Genomic DNA, 18,312 nt, shown 5'->3' on the forward strand with positions numbered 1-18,312 from the left:
ATGGATATTTTATCCTATACATTTATGCAACGTGCCTTTTTAGCAGGCCTTATCGTGGCGCTCATGTGTCCCTTAATCGGTATGTTCATCGTTATCAAACGACAATCCATGCTCGGTGATGGATTAGGGCATATTGCCTTCGCTGGTGTGACGGGAGCATCCTTACTGAAAGTATACCCTCCATTAGGTGCTGTTATATTGACCGTACTGTCTGCGATGGGCATAGAACTAGTGCGTCGTTATCAAAAACAATATGCAGATATGATTATGGCACTATTCTTTTATGCAGGCTTAGCTTTGGCCATTGTATTTTCCACGATGGTAAAAATGCCTAGTACAGGATTGTTGAATTTTTTATTTGGTAGTATCTTGACGGTCACTATGACAGATATCTATGGCATTGGTGTTGTGGCAATAGTTGTGGGAATCATCATGAAATTCGTGTATCACTCCTTGATGCTCACATCCTTTGATGAGGAAATCGCTCGTACCGTAGGTATCAATGTGAATCGTGTGAACATGATCTTCGCCATCTTAACAGCTCTTGTAGTTGTGATGGGGATGACCGTAGTAGGAATTTTATTAATTAGTGCGCTTATGATTGTGCCTGTTGCATCCGCTCATTTATGGAAACGAGGCTTTAAAGAAACTTGGGGCATCGCTACTGTATATTCAGTTCTATCCGTTGTTGGTGGACTATGTAGCGCCTTTTGGTTAGACTTTGCACCAGGGGGGACGATTGTACTCACAGCTATTGGACTTTATGTGATTACATTTTTTGTAAATTTGGTGAAATGTAGATAGTAATACAATATAACATCAGTATTGAAAGTATCGTCATCATATATACGTCAATGACCATACCTAAATGCATACTTTCATCAAAATCTGTGGTATAATAAAGGCAATAGACAATTTTAGGAGGGAAACCATGACAGGAAATGAATTACGCCAAGCGTATTTGAATTTTTTTGAAAGTAAAGGACATTTAAAGCAAGAGAGTTATTCTCTTGTTCCAGATAACGACCCATCTTTATTATTAATCGGTGCTGGTATGGCGCCTTTGAAGCCATTTTTTACAGGTAAATTAGTACCACCTTGCACACGAATTACGACAAGCCAAAAGTCAATTCGTACAGGGGATATTGAAAACGTAGGACGTACAGCACGTCACCATACATTCTTTGAAATGTTGGGTAACTTCTCTTTTGGCGATTATTTCAAAAAAGAAGCCATCCATTGGGCATGGGAATTCTTAACAGAAGTCATCAAATTAGACAAAGAAAAATTATATGTCACTGTATATCCGGATGATCAAGAAGCGTATGATACTTGGCATAATGAAATCGGCTTACCAGAAGACCATATCAGCCGTTTGGAAGATAATTTCTGGGAAATTGGCGAAGGTCCATGTGGTCCAGATAGCGAGATTTTCTTTGACTTAGGGCTAGAACGTGGTTGTGACGATCCAAACTGTGCACCAGGTTGTGATTGCGATCGTTTCCTTGAAATTTGGAACCTTGTGTTCACACAATTCAATCGCACTGCAGAAGGTACATACGAACCATTGGCTAAGAAAAATATCGATACTGGCGCTGGTTTAGAACGTTTGGCATCTGTATTGCAAAACAAAGAAAGCAACTTTGAAACAGATTTGATTTTCCCAATCATCGAAGCTACAGCAAAAAAAGCAGGTGTTACGTATCATACAGATGCGAATACAGATATTTCTTTGAAAGTTATTGCCGACCATATTCGCGCCATCGTAGCATTGATTGCAGATGGTGTATTACCATCTAATGAAGGTCGTGGATATGTACTGCGTCGTATTTTACGCCGTGCCGTTCGCCATGGTCGTCTATTAGGCATTCAAGGACCATTCTTAGTACCATTAGTAGATATTGTAGTAGATATCTTGGGTGGTGCTATTACGAATATTGTGGAAAAACAAGATTTCGTCAAACGAGTTGTGGCGAACGAAGAAGATCGCTTTAACCAAACACTGGCATCTGGCCTTGATATGTTAAGCCAATTGTTGGATACATTAAAAGCTGACGGTGCTACTACAGTACCTGGTCAAGATGTATTCAAGTTATATGACACCTATGGATTCCCTTGGGAATTGACAGAAGAAATTGCTCACGAAGCCGGGTTCACTATCGACCAAGCTGGTTTTGAAGCTGCCATGAATGAACAACGTACTCGTGCTCGTGAAGCTCGTGAAGACGTAGATGCAAAAGTGGCGACTCCAGACATTACGCATTTATCCAACGAACATATTTCTGATGATGAATGCGCAACAGCATCCACTGTATTGTTAATCGGTGAAGGGGCGAAAGCTATCGACCGTGCGGAAGATGGTCAAGACGTAACGATTATTGTAAAAACGACTCCATTCCACGCAGAAGGAGGCGGACAATTAGGGGATACTGGTTTTATCGTTGGCCCATTGGGTAAAGTAGAAGTACATACAGCGAAAAAATTACCAGAAGGCACTACCTACCATGTAGGTACAGTGGTAGAAGGCAGCATCTCTGTGAATGACGAAGTCACTTTTGAAGTAGATGTAGAACGTCGTCAACATATGGCTCGTAACCACACAGCAACGCATTTATTGCATGCTGCCTTGCGTTCCGTATTGGGTACCCATGTCAACCAAGCTGGCTCTTTGGTAACACCAGACTACTTACGTTTTGACTTTACACACTTCTCTCCTGTGACCGCAGAAGAATTACAAACGATTACAAATATGGTGAATGAACAAATTCTTCGTGCCTCCACATTGGAAGTAGAAACTATGTCCATCGACGCAGCGAAAGCAAAAGGTGCTATGGCATTGTTCGGCGAAAAATATGGTTCTGAAGTACGTGTCGTATCTGTGCCAGAATTCTCCATCGAATTGTGTGGCGGCTCTCACGTAGAAAATACAGGATTTATCGGTCAATTCCGTATCACTTCTGAAGGTGGTATTGGCTCTGGCGTACGCCGTATCGAAGCGGTGACAGGTAAAGCAGCTTTAGCTTTAGCACAACAAGAAGAACATACGTTAAAATCTGTAGCATCTCTTGTAAAAGCAAAACCACAAGAAGTGGTAGGCAAAGTACAACAAGTACTTGACCATGCAAAAGCTGTAGAACGTGAGCTAGATCAAGTGAAAAAAGAATTGAATAGCGGTAACCTTGATGGTGTCTTAGCTGGTCAATTTGCAGTAGGTGATGTAACAGCTGTGGTAGCGTCTGTTCCAGTATCCGACATGGGTGAATTGCGCGATATGGCAGATATGGTTCGTGATAAAATCGGCTCCGGCGTTGTTCTTTTGGGAGCAGCTGGTGGCGATAAAGTGAACTTCGTCTGCATGGCTACGAAAGACGTAGTAGGCAAAGGTATCCATTGCGGTAACATCGTAAAAGCAGCAGCTCAAGCAGCTGGTGGCAATGGCGGTGGTCGTCCAGATATGGCACAAGCTGGTGGTAAAGATCCAGCAGCGATGGACCAAGCCTTAGCAGCAGGTAAAGAAGCCATCCAATCCATGGTTGGATAAGCTTACTATAGATGAGACTTTCAGTAGAAAACTCATAATAAGGAGGGATTGTATGAATCTTTCAGATAAAACAATGGTGATTAAACCGGTACAAACTACGCCGTTAACACCAGAAGAAGTATTCCAACATGTGTTTCAAGCACTAGTGGAAAAAGGGTATAACCCAATTAGTCAAATCACAGGATATCTCATTTCGGGAGATCCAACGTATATTACAAGTTATAACAATGCTCGGAAAGATATTCGTAGCATCGAACGTGATGAACTCATTGAAGAACTTGTAAAAGAGTATGTGAAAGCGAAACAATTATAATGCGAATTATGGCACTCGATGTGGGAAGTCGGACGATTGGCGTCGCATGCAGTGATGCGCTGTATATTACAGCGCAAGGTATCGAAACCATTCGCCGCACGTCTCACGAAAAAGACTTTCAGCGCATTGCGGAGTTAATCCGTGAATACGAGGTAGACACCATTGTTGTAGGAATGCCGAAAAATATGAATGGCACCAAAGGAGAACGGGCTGAAAAAACGGAAGCCTTTGTGGAAAAGATGAAAGAAGTCATCTCTACGCCAATTGTATTTTGGGATGAACGTCTATCTACAGTGATGGCAGAAAAATCCCTCATCGCCGCTGATGTAAGTCGTAAAAAACGGAAAGAAGTCATTGATAAGATGGCAGCAGTTGTCATTTTACAAGGCTATTTAGATAGTCGTTCATAAGGAGGTTACCATGATCGAACAAGGTTACGAAGGTGAAGTATCTGTGATTGTCATTGAAGACGAAAATGGAGAAGAAATGTACTATGAAGAAGAAATGCTGATTCAACATGATGGAAAAGCATTTGCTATTTTAGTATCTCTTCCTCCAGAAGAAGACACTGAACATGATGAACCAGAAGTGATTATTGCGCGCATTGATGAAGAAGAAGGAGAACAAGTTTACGTGGCTCCAACTGATGAAGAATTCGATGCAGTCATTAAATTATACGAAGAAATGGACTAATCGCTAGTAAGGACTGTAACAGATTGTCGATAGGCAGTGTGGTTACAGTCCTTTTTCTGTATGGTAAGGTTTGTGTAAAGGAGTAGTGGAGACCTGAGGTTAATAGAACTTTCGCAGTGGTGCCATATAGTATAGGTGAGTGTAGTCCCTAGATTGATCTATGCTATATAGAAAAATTGCTATATATACTCCTAAAATGGTATAATATAGTATTCATTGAAAAGGAGATTGCTGTGAAACAATATGTAAAATACATCTACGGATGTGTAGCGATTCTGTTGGTCACCGTACTTGGTGTGCTAGCAGGTGTGTATTATATTCCTTGGACAGGTGGTTCTAAGGAGGATGTAGAAACGGTTGTCATTAGTGAGAACCAAACGGGTGCGGAGATTGGCGATGTGCTCTATGAAAGAGGTCTCATCACGTCACCTGCGGTGTTCCGTGTAGCCTTGCGTTTGACGGGGACCATGGATAAATTACAACATGGGTATTACCAAATTCCTCATCACTCTAGCTTGAGTGAGATTGTTGGATTACTCCAACAAGGGCGATTACAAACGGTGAAGCTTACAATTCCTGAGGGGTTTACCATTGGTGAAATTGGAAAACGCATTGAAGAACAAGGTATCGATACGCAATATGCTTTCATGGAATACGGCAAGACCTATACGCCCTATGAGTACATGGTGGGTACAAAGCCTGTGACCTATCGTGTAGAAGGCTTCCTGTTCCCTAGCACTTATGAGATTCCTGTAGGGAGCAAAGCAGAAGATGTAATGGCCATCATGGCGGATGAAATGAATCGTCAATTAACGCCAAAAATGCGACAAGATATTGAAGCGCAAGGGATGACTATTTTTGAGTTCATCACATTAGCATCATTGGTAGAAAAAGAAGCCAAGTTCGATGAAGATCGTCCCATCATTGCGGCTGTATTCCGCCAACGTTTAAAAACGGGCATGCCTCTTGAATCTTGCGCTAGTATCCAATATATTCTAGGGTATCCAAAACCGCTCATTACGATTGAGGATACAAAACTAGAAAGCCCATACAATACATACCTTCATAAAGGATTGCCACCGGGGCCAATTGCAAACCCAGGCATCAAATCCATGGAGGCTGTTCTCTATGCGCCACCGACAGAGTATTTATTCTTTGTGGCTGACAAAGAGGGGCACCATCATTTCACAAAAACCTATGAAGAACATTTAAAAATAGTGGATCAAATTTATGAAAATTAAAGAGATTTTAAATGAACAACGCATTTATGCGCTCTTGCATGATGTGCCAATTTTGCGAGAATCGGAAGTAGAACTCTTTGAAGACTTAATCGGCTTGTACAAACCGAAACGTGTCTTGGAAGTGGGCACTGCCATTGGTTATTCGTCATTGTTATTGGCAAAACATATGGATAAAGAAGGTCAGCTCATCACCATGGAATTAGACGATGTGCGCCATGGGATGGCAACCCATTTCATTTCGCAGTCGGAGTACGGGGAGAAAATTACCTTATTAAAAGGAGATGCTACGGAACTATTAGAGACTGTGGAGGGACCCTTTGACTTAGTATTCTTAGATGGTCCCAAAGGTCAGTACTTGAAGCAGTTAGAATTGATCGAGCCGAAATTAGCTGATAATGCTGTAGTTTTAGCAGATAATGTGTTATTCCGTGGCTATGTGCGGGGAGATAAAGAACCGCCACGTCGCTTTAAAACTATTGTGAAGAGGTTGCAAGAGTACTTAACTTATGTAGAACAAAAAGAACACTACAACACCACCATCTACCCTATGGGAGATGGCATGAGTGTCAGTGTATGGAAAGGATAAACTATGACAAAACGACATATGGAATTACTAGCCCCAGCTGGTAATATGGATAAATTAAAAATGGCCATCCGCTATGGAGCAGATGCCGTATATTGTGCAGGCCGTGCTTTTGGATTGCGCGCAGCAAGCTCTAACTTTGACAATGACCAATTGAAAGAGGCTGTAGAATTTGTACACAGCCATGGCAAAAAAATCTATGTTACTTGTAATATTATTCCTCACAATGAGGACTTAACAGGCTTAGAAGAGTACTTACAATTCTTGGAAAGTATCAAAGTGGATGCTATCATCGTTGCCGATTTAGGTATTTTCTTGTTGGCGAAACGTGTGGCTCCAGGATTAGAATTGCATGTGAGCACACAGGCAAATACAACAAACTATTTAACAACAGAGTTCTGGAAAGAACAAGGAGCAGCTCGTGTTGTGGTAGCTCGTGAAGTGAGCATCGAAGATATCAAAACCATGCGTGAAAAAGCAGATATCGAGATCGAAGCCTTCGTCCATGGCGCTATGTGTATTTCTTACTCTGGACGTTGCTTGTTGAGTAACTATATGACCAACCGTGATGCGAACCGTGGTGCTTGCACACAAGCGTGTCGTTGGAAATATAATTTGGTGGAAGAAAATCGTCCTGGCGAATACTACCCAATCGAAGAAGATGAACATGGTACATACATCTTTAATTCTAAGGATTTATGTTTGTTGAAATACATTCCTGAGTTGTATAAAGCGGGTGTAGATAGCTTGAAAATCGAAGGTCGTATGAAATCTGTGCACTATGCAGCAACTGTATCTAAAGTGTACCGTGAAGCTATCGATACATTCTTAGAAGAAGGTGACGATTGGTATGTACGTGATGAATGGTATGCAGAATTAGAAAAAATCTCCCACCGTCCATATACAGAGGCCTTTGCTATGGAAAAACCAGGGGAAGAAGCGCAAAACTATGGTAAATCTTCTAATACGCAAACTCATGATTTCATTGGTCTTGTAGAAGGATACAATGCAGAAGAAGGCTATGCGTATATGGAGCAACGTAATAATTTCAAGGTGGGCGAAGAGGTAGAATTCTGCCAACCGAATGGTCCATTAGTAAAACACGTTATTACACGCATCACTGATGAAGATGGCAATGATATTGATGTGGCAAAACATGCACAAATGAAATTGCGTTTGTACATCGACACACCATTGGAAGAATATTCTATGATGCGCCGTGAAACAAAGCAAAAATAATTCTTGTTGTAGAAGGGGAGGAACAAGATGCAAGAACAGGACATTGTCTATGATCCGCAGTATGTGTACTTTCAGATTGACCGAACACATACGAATTATGTAAATCGCATTCTAGAAGGGTATGAATACGTAGGTGTGATGACAACGGTGAATGCAGATGGGTTGTGCATGGTCCGCACTACTGAGTCAACCCGTGAATTGGCAAGACAAATTTTGCAATCCCTACCCGTTTCTGTGACTCTCTTGGATGGAGTAAGTTTTGAAAGAGAGCCCCACGTATTGGATCTATAGTATTGATTGGTGACTAGAGTGGAGAACTAAGAGATATGGCAACAGAAAAAAAGAAGCAACAAATCCAGTATAAACTATATATTCCGGCTCAATTTGATGGTTCTTGCCGTGCCTCTTTGGAAGTATTATTGGAACATAAACTTACAGAGGTAGGCACCATTCATGAAGGGGAATCTGTGTATAAAGAGAATGGTGAAATTGACCATTGCGTACTTCGGTTTTCCATGGATGAAGGAGATGAATTAGTAGAAGAAATACTCATCTCTTTGGAGGAACTGGGTATACCGTATGGTGCTAAGTTATATCAAGAAGGAAATGTCATTGCTGAATTGGGCAATTTACATCATATCCATGTCGTATTGGATGCGTCTTTAGGAGATGCTAAACAGTTTAAACGATTAGATGCAAAAATCTCGAGAGCTTTGGAGGAAAATAGTGTCGTTAGTGCTACGACATTGCATATCCCGGAAGGGGTGGCTACCTTTACCTATTATGTGGCAGATAAGGATCTTGCGATTAGCACTATTGAGAAGTACCTTCGTAGAAGTTCATTGGGACAAGGGGCTTCTATTGATGTGGTGGACTCTGGTCTTACGATTCACGAACGGTATATGACAGATATATCCCGTGTGTATCGAGGGTTAGTGCCTGATGTATGGAATGTGATTCAAAGCGAGTGGAAAGGGGTATCGCCTCAAGAATGGATGAATTTATTACGGCGATATCCACATACTCCAGAGGGGCTGAGTTTCTTACTTAATGTAGTGAACGGGACGTACCAAAAGGAATATACATCATTAAAAGCTACATTCCCTATGTTTATGTATGATGATAAACAATTTTATTTATTATCGGCGCGCCAAATGTTGGAATTTGATCTTCACGGACGAGAAATAATGAATATGGATGTATTGGGGCCCGATGTAAAACCATCACAAGTACGAGCTGCTTCTAAACAGAGGGATCTATGCATTTTTGCAGCTACTGGCGAAGGGGAACGGGCATCCCGTTTGTACATCGATTATAATCCAACGAAATCTGGTGCTGTAGGTCAAGTCATCTATTTTGATGGAGATACGAATACATTGACGCTGTTAGGGTCTTCTTTCAGTGAAGCCTTGCTGGTACTTATGCGAGAGCAATCCAATAGTGTAGGTGATTTTTTAATTGAAAGTATCATACAGAAAACGATGAGTTTAGATATAGATATGGCGGATGTACAAAGCGCAGAGAATCAACTGTTGTTTGATGCGATGCGAAATCTAGCGGAAAGAATTCTAGAAAGCACTGGTGGTATGGGCCCTATGGTTGGTAAACGTGGGTTTATGGGCATGGTGCTATTGGATAATGCAGAGTTCGATGTGAATCGTTTTAAAAAGGACTTACTCAGCAAATGGGATATAGAGTCTATTACGAGTCCTGAAGGAATGAAGGTCCGCGCAGCCATTGCCACAAAAGATGTAGATACTGTGGAAGAAGAGGATATGGAAGAGGCACACTTCCTAGTGATTGATGATTATAAAGTAGTGGTGGCACCATTTTCCTTTGCTATGCCTATGGAAGCTGTTATGCAAGGGGCTACCCGAAATTATCTCTGGGAAGATGCATTGGATACCGTACTTCATCATACCAGTCATGTAGCAATTAGCATTGTAGAAGGGCCTGGAAATCCATTGGAAGAAGGAATTTTACTTGCGAAATTACTTTCAGTGGCAACAGAACAAACGGGGGCTAATGCGGTATATACCAATGGCGTCCTGTACGAAGGGGCCAAGTATCATGAGGAAACGGAACAGTTACGAGATGATATGCTACCTATGGCAAATATGGTTTGGGTAGATATGGATTTTGAAGAGGATGGTACCATTTCCTTGTCCACTAGTGGTATGGAACTGTTCAAGCAACTCAATATTGAGCTTTTACATTGTCCGTGGGATCCAGAACGAGCTTGGAATTATGCGCTAACTGTGGCAGACTATGTCTTGACATCAGGTATAACGGTACAAGATGGTGAGACCGTTGGTAGAACTGAGGAAGAACAGCTAACGGTTCATATCGATGAACCAGTGCATGCAGATGGATTGCAAAGTATACAAATTTTATTTGACGACACGGAAGAAAAATAAATACTTGGTGAAAGTAAGGAATACATAATGAAAGGGGCATGTAACATAGTAACAGCCCCTTTTTGTTGTATCATCAGTTGTATATCTCCGCTTGTATAACAGCATGATGTGCATTATTAGTAAACGTTTAATCTGTTCAATGTCTACGAGCTATGCAAGGTTAGAAAAAAGTTAAATAAATTATAAAAAAACACTTGCATAGATGTGATGGATATGATATTATATATTTGTTGTTACGGTAAGTAACAAACGGTAGCGAAACAGTGTTTCCCAAGGACAGTTAAGTTGGTTCGTTACTATGGATGGAAGATATCGGGGCATAGCGCAGTTTGGTAGCGCACCTGGCTTGGGACCAGGGGGTCGCAGGTTCGAATCCTGCTGCTCCGACCATTTTCTTATGTGCGGGTGTAGCTCAATGGTAGAGCCCCAGCCTTCCAAGCTGGTTGCGAGGGTTCGATTCCCTTCACCCGCTCCACTTATACATGTTGTTGTATTTAATACGTTCCCATACAGAGACGATGTCTATGTGATGGGTTATTTTATTATTTACAGTAAAATAACATGATATAATTACATATGGTTCAGTAGCTCAGTTGGATAGAGCAACGGCCTTCTAAGCCGTGGGTCGGGGGTTCGAATCCCTCCTGGATCACCAGCATTAGCACTTTGTTTCGGCAAGGTGCTTTTTCATTTGGAGGGCCCTTCGCTACGCTACGGGGTGAACATCGTATCGACTAAGTGTGCGTCGTCGCTATGCTCCTAGCGCACTAAGTCGCTTACGTATACGGGTATGCTATTGCTAAGTTCTCTGCGTCGCGATGCTCCTAGATAACTAAGCTAACCGCTATCCCTCCTGGATTACCAAGTAAATAAGCGGATAGTTCAGATTGAGCTATCCGCTTCTTTATATTTTTCTGCAGTTTTTTTAGTAATTTGGTATACTTAATATATAGAGTTATTACCTTCGGAGAATAATAAATGAATAAATCAAATGAAATTTCGATAGAAAGGCTTTGTTGGGTTTTAGAGCAAAATCAGGAGTGGATAAAAAATTGTGATACCAAAACAACTACAATTCTTGCTTTGATAGGCGTTATATTTACCGTCCTTTTTGCAAGTGATTCAATTGCTAAGATAATTCAGATTTGGACAATATTTTTTTATAGTGGAAATCTATGTTTTGCAAGATTCTATTTGCTTTTTACTTTTATCTCATGGTTGATTTTTGCTATGGGAATATATTATTTTTTGAAAGTTTTATATGCTCGATTGAAGAATGAAAAATATCAGAGTTCTTTGGATTATAAATCAAATTTATATTTTGGTGATATAGCAAATTATGAAATTGATGCATATAGATCTACTATAAAATCTTTGTGTGAAGAAGAATTAAGAGATGATCTTAGTATGCAAATTTATATATGTGCAGATATATGTAATCAAAAATTCATGTATTATACTGATGGTATGAGATACATGGGATTAGGAGTTATATTGATATTAATCCTTTTAGGATTTGGCTATTTTTCAATTTAAGGGGGAGCGTTATATGGAAGTGAAGAATCATATAGTTTATAACATTGAAAAAAGTGCGGAGCGAATTCAAGAAATTTTAGATTCTAATAATGCTAATTATGAAGAAAAAGGTACTGTAGTGCCTTCTAGAGCTACATTGACTTATAATAAAGGGTATTATGTTAATGTTACAGCTCTATTTATTGATATTGTAGGCTCATCGAAATTGATAGAGGCTTGTCAAAGACCAACACTTGCCAAAATATATCGGAGTTTTATATCTGAGTGTGTGGCATTAATCTCTTCTATTAATCAATGTAAAGAAGTGAGCATTCATGGTGATTGTGTTTGGGGCATCTTTGAAACACCTAATAAGGAAGATATTGATTCTGTATTTTATATTGCGGCCAGTTTAAATAGTTTAGTGAAGATGATAAATATAAAATTAGGTCAGAAAAAATATCAAACTATTTCAGCTGGTATTGGTATGGACTATGGTAGAACTCTAATGATTCAGGCTGGATATAAGGGAAGCTCTCTTAATGATGTTGTCTGGATGGGAAAGGCAGTAAATAATGCTTGTCATTTAGCCAATAAGGCAGGAAGACATATTCGGAAAGATATTATTGTTAGTAGCGTAATATATACGAGATTAAAAGATGAGTATAAAGAAGTTTTATATAAATATTATGATTTAGAAATGTGCTGTAATAATTATGAAAGTGATGCTGTTGCTACATCTATGGATGAATGGATTAAAGATAATTAAAGTTAGAAGGGGCTGTAACAAAATGTACTTTTTTACATTTTTGTTATAGTCCCTTTTACATACAGAAACTACCTAGGTTCTTGAGATAGTAGTATCACAAGACATCTAGGTAGTTTTTCTATTTTTAGGCGCACTTAAATAAGCCTATGTAAATGGCTTGTTTTCTAGGCTTATGCAATTTCTTTTTGGCAGAATAGCGAGGTATGTATCCTGTTATCTTGGATTCTATGGTGTAGTTTAGAGATATTAAATCCCATCACTAATAGGTATAACATCTTTCGTACATGATTATTACCACGGTGTAGTAGTCGCCTAAACTGAAAGTCTTGTTTTAGTACTCCAAAGGCGTCTTCCACTTGTATAGAACGGTTGGTACGCAATCGAATCCCTTCTGAACTTAAGATTCTTTTCTGGTTATCTTGCAATACTGAGTCATATCCTGGAGTAATGCAAATTTGTTTAGCAGAACTCTTCGTGCTTTTCTTTACATATCGTTGGCATTCAGATTTGTATCCACAGCGATTGCAAGATTCACATACGTATACCTTACTTTCCCAAGTAAATCCGGTTTTACTTTTACTCTTACGACGGTGAGAATAGTGTAACTTTCGACTTTTAGCGCAAATAAAAGCATCTTCTTCGGACAGGTATTCCATATTACAAGCTTTACTAATATCTGTTTTCTACTTGCGTTGTTTAGAGCGTTCGTAGTCCTTCGGTTTAATACAAGACAGATATCCTTTTTCTTCTAACCATAATAGGTTTTCGTAGCTGTCATATCCTGCATCCGCTACTATATATTTAAAATTAGAAGTATGCAAGCTTTCTAAATGACTCAAAAATGGAATTAATGTATTAGTATCGTTAGGATTATGGAATATACCCACACCCATAATATATTCGGCATGAACAGCTATTTGAACGTTGTAGCCTGGTTTTAATTGACCATTCCGCATATGGTCTTCTTTCATACGCATAAAAGTAGCATCAGGGTTTGTTTTGGAATAACTATTTCTCTCTCCCATAATGGCTAAATGTGCTTCGTATCCCTTACGTTTGTCTACTAAAGCTTCTGCTCTTTCATATAATCGTTGTAGTATACTCTTATGCTTGCCCTTACCAAACACAAAATTAATTTGTTGCAGTTCAATTTCTTTCGCTAATATATGGCACAATAATTCATCATTCATCTGGGATACATCGATCCCTAACTCAGTAGCTACATCTTGCTGTAGAGCAATTAGCTTGGGCGGCAATGTAGCTAATCTTTTTTGAATTGCTTTCTTCCATACAAACGTGTATTTATTAGCATTCGCCTCTATCTTTGTTCCATCAATAAATACTTCATTGAAAGTAAGTGTATCTCTTCTTGCAATGGCTTCCATTAGTTGTGTAAACAAATTCGTAATCACTTCTAAGGAACAACGAGCAAAAAAGCGCTGAAATGTCATGTGACTTGGGGCAGGATATCCTTGCAAAAGCCACATGTAATGTATATTTTCTTCACATTGTTTTTGGATAGCACGTGTTGAATACACGCCCTCGGACATAGCATAGATAAAAATCTTAAACAGAATATGCGGTCGAACTTTAGATTTTCTCCCTTTGGAAGAATACAAATGCTGTAACTCTGTATAGTTCAACTCCTCTAATACAGCATCAAGTAACTGCACTGGCGCTGTTTCTTTGATCAAAATTCCATAATCCAATGGTAAAACTAGTTGGCGAGGTCTCGCCAATTTGGTATAATTATATGCATTGGTATTAGGTTTGTTCATAATTACATTATACCAATGAAAAGGGTCCTTCTGGACCCTTTTGCTTATTAAAATATAAAAAATAGAGGAAAGTTGATACTTTTTGATCTACTTTCCTCTATTTTATTTGGAGCTATTTTGTTACAGCCTCTTTGTTTAACTACGTATTTAACCTAAATAAGCGGATAGTTCAGATTGTGCTATAAATGCTATCATAAGAATGCACAAAAATGATGATATAAGAATATTAAGCTTTCTCTCTATCTTTCCAAAATAGTAAGGCACCCATGGCATTGACTATGTAGAATATGTATTTGCCAACGTTAGCAAAATTGCCTTGGGTGAAAGCTTTCAATAGTTGCACGATGTTATAGATCATCCAGAACGGCCATTGTGTATCTAATTTTAGCGCGTTAAAAAGGTTCGCAATGAGTGAGAAGGCAAATACGATGGTGGTTAGGATGGATAAAAAGTTCATATGACCGCCAAAGCCTATGTAATTGGCAACGCTGGAAATAGTGAAAGCAATGATGGTGATAATGCTAGCAACTAGTCGTTTTTGCGAAGAATTCATTGTATTAGGAATACCTTCGTGGGATGCTTTCCACTTTTTGATGGCAAAGGTATAGATAATGAAAGTAACAGGATAAGTAATGATAGCTGCTTTATTTCCTAAAATAAAATCGATGGCACCGGATAGAATAGTATTCACAATGCCGAGGTAATTCCCCCATTTGTTGAGCTGTCCTGTAAATCGTGTTGACAACATAGAAATGCCGACGTTAATAACAGAAATAAGACCAAAGGGAACGAGAGCGGTCCAAGGCCCCCAATCTACAAATTTTTCAAGACGTGAGTTCAGGTAACCAGCAGAAATGGCAATCCCCACTACAAGTGCGACACCGAGTACATCAAACCACTTGGAAATAGCAAATTGTTTTAAATACTGTTTCATAAAGGTATCCTTTCCATGAGAGTATAAACTTGTATGAATGTGTGAGTTTATAGGTAATATATATAATATATATAATAGAAACACTAGATATATCATTGCAACAGGCATAGTAGAAGTATTAGGTTTCTGTATAAGAAATCTACGAGTATGCTCGTATATAACAAATTATGATTTCTACCACATGTTTAATCATAACATACTTAGTAGGAATATCTCAAATAAAGATGGTAACCGTTCGTAAGCTAGTGATGCTAGTGAAAGTTTCACTGAATTGGTTACAAAAAATTTGTCTCTTGTTTCGCTATGAATCGTCTCTTGCTATACTATGAAACCTTGTGGCACGCATTGAACAGTTAAATGAACGAGAGCGACATATTCCTCCGCAAACTGATACAGTGGTTAGGTTTGCTCCAGAATATGTCGCTCTCGTTTTGTTTTTATGTAATTTAGTCAATATGGGTGCCACAAGGTTTCTACGCATAACTGCGTTCCTCACGGTTTTGCTAATTATTATCAACGTTTTGTGTGATTTATGCTATTATGAAATTAAAGAGCCATCGACGTGAGTTGAAATCATCTCTTCCTATTACGGGAGGGGGTGATAGTATGACCAAGTTTGAAAAGTTTTATTTGATCATTTTAGCTTTGGAATTACTTATTTATTTTATTGATTTACTTAAATAATAAAATGGCCTAACGTAAAAGAGGTCTGGAACACCTCACACGTTAGGTCCATTTTTGTTTAACCATTGAGATGAGCCTAACGCCGTTCACACGTTGATGGCTCTTCTTTTTATATTCATATTGTAGCATATGTTAAGAAAAAATACTACTTGTAACTATGTTATTTAGTGTGGAATCTCAAGGTATTCTAGTAAGCGTTTGATAGTGTCTTGTCCATCATAACAGGTGTCGATGAGGTAGCCTGGCTCACGTAAAAACTCTGTTAAGCCTCGATAATAAAAATGTTTTTTCCTATCTTCGATGATAAATGGGATTAGATTATATTTGAGGCATTCTTTAAAGGCGATGAGTCTGCCTACACGACCGTTCCCATCTTGAAAGGGGTGGATGCGTTCAAAACGGAAATGAAATTCTACAATATCTTCAAATGAAATGTATTCTTTGTTTGCATACCATGCTAATAAATTTTGTATATCACCTGCTACTTGCTCAGGTTTTGATGTTTCCTTACCACCGACTGCATTCGGTCGTGTTTTGTAGTCTCCTACTTTGAACCAAGGAAGTGTTTCGTCTTTGGTGTTACTTTTTAATAGGTAGTGAAGGTGTTTAATAATCGCTTCTGTTAATGGATTTTCGGCAATATCAATGCAGTAATCGATGGCTCTGAAGTGGTTTATAGTTTCAATGATATCATCAACGGACAGACTCTCTTCCCCGTGAACAGTATTCGTTTCAAAGATATGTCTAGTTTGCTCTTCGTTCAATTTACTACCTTCTATATGGTTGGAGTTATAGGTCATACGCACTTGGAGTTCGTGGTAGAGTCCACCAGAGATTTTATGGTCTTTTTCTTCTCGTAATTGTTTAAGGATGGGATTGTCAGACTCTAGTGTGTAGAGATCTGTTGGAGAGCAAGAAAAGTACTCACATAATTTGTGTATCACTGATGGTGAAAGTTTTTCTCCTCTTCCGATTTTCGCAATGGTTCTTGAAGACATGTGTAGTAATTCTGTTAAGTTTGATTTGCGGATGTTATTCTTTTCTAATAGGTTGATGAGTCCCTGGTAATTATACATGTACACCTCCATAATCTTTACTTATCATATAAAAAAACGCACAAAAAGTAAAGATTTTAAACCCGAGAGTACAAATATAATGCCAAAAAGTAAAGATGCAATCCCAACGAGTAGAGATACGCACCCCACAGGTAATGCACAATGAAAGAATATACGACACAGCTGTTCGTGACTCTAGCTACATACAAAGCCCCGTTCCTCATGGTATAATACGATGTGATACAAGGAGGATCTATGACGATACGAGATAGGATTATTGCCTACTGGAAAGGGCGCAGTGCTGAGTTTGGAGCACTTCGTAAAAAAGAATTAACATCTGATTTGGCGCCACGTTGGCTTCGAGAGATTACGCCACATATTAAAGATCATCATCAACGTATTTTAGACTTAGGTACGGGCACAGGCTTTTTTGCTTTTTTGTTGGCACAACAAGGATATTCTGTGACAGGTGTGGATCTAACGGAAGAGATGATCGCAGTGGCGAAGGAGCAAGCTTTGGAATTACAGGATTCCTTAGCGGGTACGGTAGACTTTCACTGTATGGATGCCATGCAGTTAGAGTTTCCCCATGATTCTTTCGATGTGATTGTAGCTCGTAATGTAACATGGACACTGCCTGATGTGGAATCGGCCTATAAAGAGTGGTATCGTGTGTTAGCGCCCAAGGGTGTGCTTATCAATATTGATGGCGATTATGGTGTAGAATTGAAAGTTCCTGTAGTGGCGAACCATCATATTCATGAAGGTGTTTCCAACACAACGATGCAGGAATGCATTGCCATAACAGAGGAACTTGCCATCAGTCGTATGGACCGTCCTCACTGGGATGTACACATGATGCGCAAGGCAGGATTTTCCAGAGTGTATTTAGATATGGCGGTGAGCAGCCGCATTTATGATGAAGAAAATGAATTATATAATCCAGTGCCACTGTTTTCCATTGTGGCAAGGAAATAAGGAGTTAGTATGCAAACATTTGAAACTTTTAATGTAACAGAACAGAATAAATTTGGTATGGCATCTGCTTTAGCGATGACTGATTTCACAAAATGCTTTGAACCAGTGCTATTTCTATTTGGTCAATCTGGTGTGGGTAAGACGCACCTATTGAAAGCCATGGAACAAGAGGCGGTGAAGCAGAATGCAGCTATTCGTGTACGTTATGTGACGGGAGCGCAGTTTATGAAAGAATACAATGACAGCGTGACCTATGGTGAAGTAGCAGATTATATGGAAGAATATTGTAAATTACATCTATTGTTGGTCGATGATGTACAGGACATTGTGTATAGTGATGATGAAGGAGCTAAGAAGATGTTTATGCGTCTTGTACTTGGTATGAAGGCAAAAGGGCGTCGTATGGCAGTCACCTTTGATGACAGTTTTGATTCCGAAGATCGCTCCAATGAATTGCAAAATGAATTAACTGATAGTGTGGTAGCTTTCATAGAATAGAAATCAGTTATTATAAGGTATAAAAAAGTCGTATAACCTATGAAAAAAGGCGGATCTCAAGGTATAGAAATCAG

At 39.3% G+C, this 18,312-nt stretch carries 18 protein-coding genes and 3 tRNA genes; 17 read left to right on the plus strand and 4 right to left on the minus strand.

From position 1 onward, the window contains the following. The 15 genes from EO127_RS04670 to EO127_RS04740 all read left to right on the plus strand — a co-directional run bounded on the left by EO127_RS04670 (position 1) and on the right by EO127_RS04740 (position 12,311). Entirely contained in the window at positions 1-804 is an 804-nt protein-coding gene (locus EO127_RS04670; RefSeq protein ID WP_127448210.1) for a metal ABC transporter permease, read from the plus strand. A 127-nt stretch (positions 805-931) separates the two neighbouring features. Beyond that, positions 932-3,541 (plus strand): alanine--tRNA ligase, encoded by a 2,610-nt coding sequence (gene alaS / locus EO127_RS04675; protein WP_127448211.1) that lies wholly within the window; start codon positions 932-934, stop codon positions 3,539-3,541. 52 nt (positions 3,542-3,593) lie between these two features. Further along, positions 3,594-3,854, plus strand: a complete 261-nt coding sequence (locus EO127_RS04680; protein ID WP_126939627.1) for an IreB family regulatory phosphoprotein — start codon at positions 3,594-3,596, stop codon at positions 3,852-3,854. Next, the gene (gene ruvX / locus EO127_RS04685; protein WP_127448212.1) at positions 3,854-4,264 is read left to right on the plus strand and encodes a Holliday junction resolvase RuvX; all 411 of its coding nucleotides are present in this window, start codon (positions 3,854-3,856) and stop codon (positions 4,262-4,264) included. Before EO127_RS04680 ends, ruvX begins: the two co-directional genes overlap by 1 nt. Positions 4,265-4,274: 10 nt before the next feature. After that, on the plus strand, positions 4,275-4,547 hold the full coding sequence (locus EO127_RS04690; protein WP_009352989.1) for a DUF1292 domain-containing protein: 273 nt from the start codon (positions 4,275-4,277) through the stop codon (positions 4,545-4,547). 233 nt (positions 4,548-4,780) lie between these two features. Then, positions 4,781-5,788, plus strand: a complete 1,008-nt coding sequence (gene mltG, locus EO127_RS04695; protein WP_127448213.1) for an endolytic transglycosylase MltG — start codon at positions 4,781-4,783, stop codon at positions 5,786-5,788. Then, positions 5,778-6,374: an O-methyltransferase gene (locus EO127_RS04700; protein WP_127448214.1), complete on the plus strand. Its 597-nt coding sequence runs from the start codon at positions 5,778-5,780 to the stop codon at positions 6,372-6,374. Before mltG ends, EO127_RS04700 begins: the two co-directional genes overlap by 11 nt. Before the next feature lie 3 nt (positions 6,375-6,377). Continuing rightward, the gene (locus EO127_RS04705; protein ID WP_127068142.1) at positions 6,378-7,610 is read left to right on the plus strand and encodes a U32 family peptidase; all 1,233 of its coding nucleotides are present in this window, start codon (positions 6,378-6,380) and stop codon (positions 7,608-7,610) included. A 27-nt stretch (positions 7,611-7,637) separates the two neighbouring features. Continuing rightward, complete coding sequence (locus tag EO127_RS04710; RefSeq protein ID WP_127448215.1) at positions 7,638-7,901, plus strand: DUF4911 domain-containing protein; 264 nt, start codon at positions 7,638-7,640, stop codon at positions 7,899-7,901. A gap of 35 nt (positions 7,902-7,936) precedes the next feature. Further along, positions 7,937-10,027: a DUF4261 domain-containing protein gene (locus EO127_RS04715; RefSeq protein ID WP_127448216.1), complete on the plus strand. Its 2,091-nt coding sequence runs from the start codon at positions 7,937-7,939 to the stop codon at positions 10,025-10,027. A 313-nt stretch (positions 10,028-10,340) separates the two neighbouring features. Further along, a tRNA-Pro gene (locus tag EO127_RS04720) sits at positions 10,341-10,417 on the plus strand. A gap of 11 nt (positions 10,418-10,428) precedes the next feature. Continuing rightward, a tRNA-Gly gene (locus EO127_RS04725) sits at positions 10,429-10,502 on the plus strand. 103 nt (positions 10,503-10,605) lie between these two features. Next, positions 10,606-10,682, plus strand: a tRNA-Arg gene (locus EO127_RS04730). A gap of 323 nt (positions 10,683-11,005) precedes the next feature. Next, positions 11,006-11,563 carry a hypothetical protein gene (locus EO127_RS04735; protein WP_127448217.1) on the plus strand — a complete coding sequence of 186 codons (558 nt, stop codon included), beginning with the start codon at positions 11,006-11,008 and terminating at the stop codon, positions 11,561-11,563. A 13-nt stretch (positions 11,564-11,576) separates the two neighbouring features. After that, the gene (locus tag EO127_RS04740; protein WP_127448218.1) at positions 11,577-12,311 is read left to right on the plus strand and encodes an adenylate/guanylate cyclase domain-containing protein; all 735 of its coding nucleotides are present in this window, start codon (positions 11,577-11,579) and stop codon (positions 12,309-12,311) included. Between the two features lie 170 nt (positions 12,312-12,481). Here the strand turns inward: EO127_RS04740 and EO127_RS04745 are convergent, their stop codons facing one another. The 4 genes from EO127_RS04745 to EO127_RS04760 all read right to left on the minus strand — a co-directional run bounded on the left by EO127_RS04745 (position 12,482) and on the right by EO127_RS04760 (position 16,783). Continuing rightward, the gene (locus EO127_RS04745; protein ID WP_127448219.1) at positions 12,482-12,967 is read right to left on the minus strand and encodes a transposase; all 486 of its coding nucleotides are present in this window, start codon (positions 12,965-12,967) and stop codon (positions 12,482-12,484) included. Between the two features lie 27 nt (positions 12,968-12,994). Beyond that, a complete protein-coding gene (locus EO127_RS04750; RefSeq protein ID WP_127448220.1) occupies positions 12,995-14,089 on the minus strand; it encodes a transposase in 1,095 nt (364 codons plus the stop codon). 226 nt (positions 14,090-14,315) lie between these two features. Continuing rightward, on the minus strand, positions 14,316-15,023 hold the full coding sequence (locus EO127_RS04755; protein ID WP_127448221.1) for a nicotinamide mononucleotide transporter: 708 nt from the start codon (positions 15,021-15,023) through the stop codon (positions 14,316-14,318). Positions 15,024-15,871: 848 nt separating this feature from the next. Beyond that, positions 15,872-16,783 carry a Fic family protein gene (locus EO127_RS04760; RefSeq protein ID WP_127448222.1) on the minus strand — a complete coding sequence of 304 codons (912 nt, stop codon included), beginning with the start codon at positions 16,781-16,783 and terminating at the stop codon, positions 15,872-15,874. 234 nt (positions 16,784-17,017) lie between these two features. Between EO127_RS04760 and EO127_RS04765 the strand changes: the two genes are divergently transcribed. Both EO127_RS04765 and EO127_RS04770 read left to right on the plus strand, forming a co-directional pair. Beyond that, positions 17,018-17,740, plus strand: a complete 723-nt coding sequence (locus tag EO127_RS04765) for a class I SAM-dependent methyltransferase (protein ID WP_127448223.1) — start codon at positions 17,018-17,020, stop codon at positions 17,738-17,740. Positions 17,741-17,749: 9 nt separating this feature from the next. Then, entirely contained in the window at positions 17,750-18,238 is a 489-nt protein-coding gene (locus EO127_RS04770; protein ID WP_127448224.1) for a DnaA ATPase domain-containing protein, read from the plus strand. The last annotated feature ends 74 nt before the right edge of the window (positions 18,239-18,312 follow it).

The organism is Veillonella sp. 3310, from assembly GCF_003999875.1.
Lineage (GTDB): Bacteria > Bacillota > Negativicutes > Veillonellales > Veillonellaceae > F0422.

What these genes read in the sequence shown, in the direction of transcription:
- EO127_RS04670 (WP_127448210.1), top strand. Translation starts at nt 1, where the DNA reads ATGGATATTTTATCCTATACATTTATGCAACGTGCCTTTTTAGCAGGC.
- alaS (WP_127448211.1), top strand. Translation starts at nt 932, where the DNA reads ATGACAGGAAATGAATTACGCCAAGCGTATTTGAATTTTTTTGAAAGT.
- EO127_RS04680 (WP_126939627.1), top strand. Translation starts at nt 3,594, where the DNA reads ATGAATCTTTCAGATAAAACAATGGTGATTAAACCGGTACAAACTACG.
- ruvX (WP_127448212.1), top strand. Translation starts at nt 3,854, where the DNA reads ATGCGAATTATGGCACTCGATGTGGGAAGTCGGACGATTGGCGTCGCA.
- EO127_RS04690 (WP_009352989.1), top strand. Translation starts at nt 4,275, where the DNA reads ATGATCGAACAAGGTTACGAAGGTGAAGTATCTGTGATTGTCATTGAA.
- EO127_RS04700 (WP_127448214.1), top strand. Translation starts at nt 5,778, where the DNA reads ATGAAAATTAAAGAGATTTTAAATGAACAACGCATTTATGCGCTCTTG.
- EO127_RS04705 (WP_127068142.1), top strand. Translation starts at nt 6,378, where the DNA reads ATGACAAAACGACATATGGAATTACTAGCCCCAGCTGGTAATATGGAT.
- EO127_RS04710 (WP_127448215.1), top strand. Translation starts at nt 7,638, where the DNA reads ATGCAAGAACAGGACATTGTCTATGATCCGCAGTATGTGTACTTTCAG.
- EO127_RS04715 (WP_127448216.1), top strand. Translation starts at nt 7,937, where the DNA reads ATGGCAACAGAAAAAAAGAAGCAACAAATCCAGTATAAACTATATATT.
- EO127_RS04735 (WP_127448217.1), top strand. Translation starts at nt 11,006, where the DNA reads ATGAATAAATCAAATGAAATTTCGATAGAAAGGCTTTGTTGGGTTTTA.
- EO127_RS04740 (WP_127448218.1), top strand. Translation starts at nt 11,577, where the DNA reads ATGGAAGTGAAGAATCATATAGTTTATAACATTGAAAAAAGTGCGGAG.
- EO127_RS04745 (WP_127448219.1), bottom strand. Translation starts at nt 12,967, where the DNA reads ATGGAATACCTGTCCGAAGAAGATGCTTTTATTTGCGCTAAAAGTCGA.
- EO127_RS04750 (WP_127448220.1), bottom strand. Translation starts at nt 14,089, where the DNA reads ATGAACAAACCTAATACCAATGCATATAATTATACCAAATTGGCGAGA.
- EO127_RS04755 (WP_127448221.1), bottom strand. Translation starts at nt 15,023, where the DNA reads ATGAAACAGTATTTAAAACAATTTGCTATTTCCAAGTGGTTTGATGTA.
- EO127_RS04760 (WP_127448222.1), bottom strand. Translation starts at nt 16,783, where the DNA reads ATGTATAATTACCAGGGACTCATCAACCTATTAGAAAAGAATAACATC.
- EO127_RS04765 (WP_127448223.1), top strand. Translation starts at nt 17,018, where the DNA reads ATGACGATACGAGATAGGATTATTGCCTACTGGAAAGGGCGCAGTGCT.
- EO127_RS04770 (WP_127448224.1), top strand. Translation starts at nt 17,750, where the DNA reads ATGCAAACATTTGAAACTTTTAATGTAACAGAACAGAATAAATTTGGT.